The 1,702-nt window shown below is 44.4% G+C and carries 2 protein-coding genes; both read left to right on the forward strand.

The window, feature by feature from the left end; all coding sequences use genetic code 11:
* Nucleotides 1-656: 656 nt before the first annotated feature.
* The gene (locus I2F62_RS12980; protein WP_324627404.1) at nt 657-974 is read left to right on the forward strand and encodes a hypothetical protein; all 318 of its coding nucleotides are present in this window, start codon (nt 657-659) and stop codon (nt 972-974) included.
* A 91-nt stretch (nt 975-1,065) separates the two neighbouring features.
* On the forward strand, nt 1,066-1,702 hold a 637-nt coding region (locus tag I2F62_RS12985; RefSeq protein WP_324627405.1), incomplete at its 3' end, for a DUF932 domain-containing protein.

Genomic DNA, 1,702 nt, shown 5'->3' on the forward strand with positions numbered 1-1,702 from the left:
TTAACTGTGCGATTAATTTCATACGATTTCTCCAGCACAAAACCCCACTGATGTTGTAAAACTCAGCAGTTGATTGTGTATTGAGATGAATTAAGGCGCAGCGTGCCGATGTAAGGCTGGAATGGGAATGAATTGCCGATCGCGTGAGGGTGAATGCGATGTATGTGCGAGGGAAGCACAACAATATAATAGCGTCATAATCGATGACTCCTTGGAATTATAAGAAGTTCTACCGAATCACTGTCAATTGATTATGGTGGCAGAACGAAAGGGGGTTGACAGACTGGGATCCAAGGAACCAGCACGCACAAGGCGTCCCCCTCCCGTCCTACCGCAACGAAGAGGGGACACGAGGGTTCCACGACATAAAAAATTGCTTTTATATACCGTGCTGGATCTGCGGTCTGTCAAAACCGACTGGCAATGTAGGCCAGCTTCTGCATCATAATCGTTGATGAAAATCAGGTCAATTCCTCCTTGGTCTCATCGATCAAAATTAAAGAAATTAGGCGGAATAAAAAACAGATTCTAAAAAATTACAGTGACATAACATCTAAATGACCCGCATGCGGTGAGTTTTAAATCGCCCGTATGTGATCCATTTACATTTTGCCTGCCGATCTTAAGCGGGCTTTTTTATGACAGGAATACTTCAGATGAATTTACCATGTCCTTATTGTCAATCGAGAGATACGGTATTACTCGAATCCCCACAGCATTTAGCCACTCTGAATGGCGCATCTGCACATTCAAGTGATGTGATGTCACCTTTAGCCTTAGCCGGTGTGGGAATGAGTCTTTCTAAAAGTTTAAATCTCCCACCGCTTGCAGGGGCTTTGGCAGGGGTATTCATTGCAGGAGTCTGGCTAATCATGACCGATGGTGCAAGCCAGTCTCATTTCAATCAGGTGTATTGCCCCTTTTATTACTGTAATGACTGCGATCGCGATTTTAGTCCGAGCATCCGCAATTAGATTTTAAATGTATTCATCCAATAACTCTTTTCACTCATTAAAGTCCATCAATTCAGTTGATGACTAGACAACTTTTACAGGAAATAAAATCATGGCACATCTGATTGAACAAATGGCCTATGTGGGCGACACCCCTTGGCATGGGCTTGGCAATCCACTTTCCCCACAGCAACCGATTGAAGTCTGGGCACAACAAGCCGGCATGGATTGGCGGATCGAATCCTCTAACGTCAATTACATGGCACAGAATCAACGTGGGCAAAGCATCATCATGCCTTTTGAAGAACAACGAGTCTTATATCGCTCTGATACCCATGCACCGTTGTCTGTGGTCAGTCAACGCTTTCAAGAAGTTCAGCCCAAACAGATTCTCGAATTTTATCGGGATTTAACTGAACAATCAGGTTTTGAGTTAGAAACTGCTGGGGTACTCAAAGGCGGTAAAAAGTTCTGGGCATTAGCCAAAACTGGACAAAGCAGCGCGTTAAAAGGTAAAGATGTCAGTAATGGCTACATTCTATTGGCAACCGCTTGTGATGGAACATTAGCGACTACAGCACAATTTACTTCCATTCGGGTGGTGTGTAATAACACTTTGGCGATTGCCCTCAAAGGCCAAAGTGGCAGTGCAGGCGTTGTAAAAGTTCCACACAGTACCCGCTTTGATGCAGAGAAGGTCAAACAACAACTCGGTATTTCCGTTCGGGCATGGGATGAACACATGTACC

Source organism: Acinetobacter sp. MD2(2019), from assembly GCF_035615615.1.
In the GTDB taxonomy this organism is placed as follows: Bacteria; Pseudomonadota; Gammaproteobacteria; order Pseudomonadales; family Moraxellaceae; genus Acinetobacter.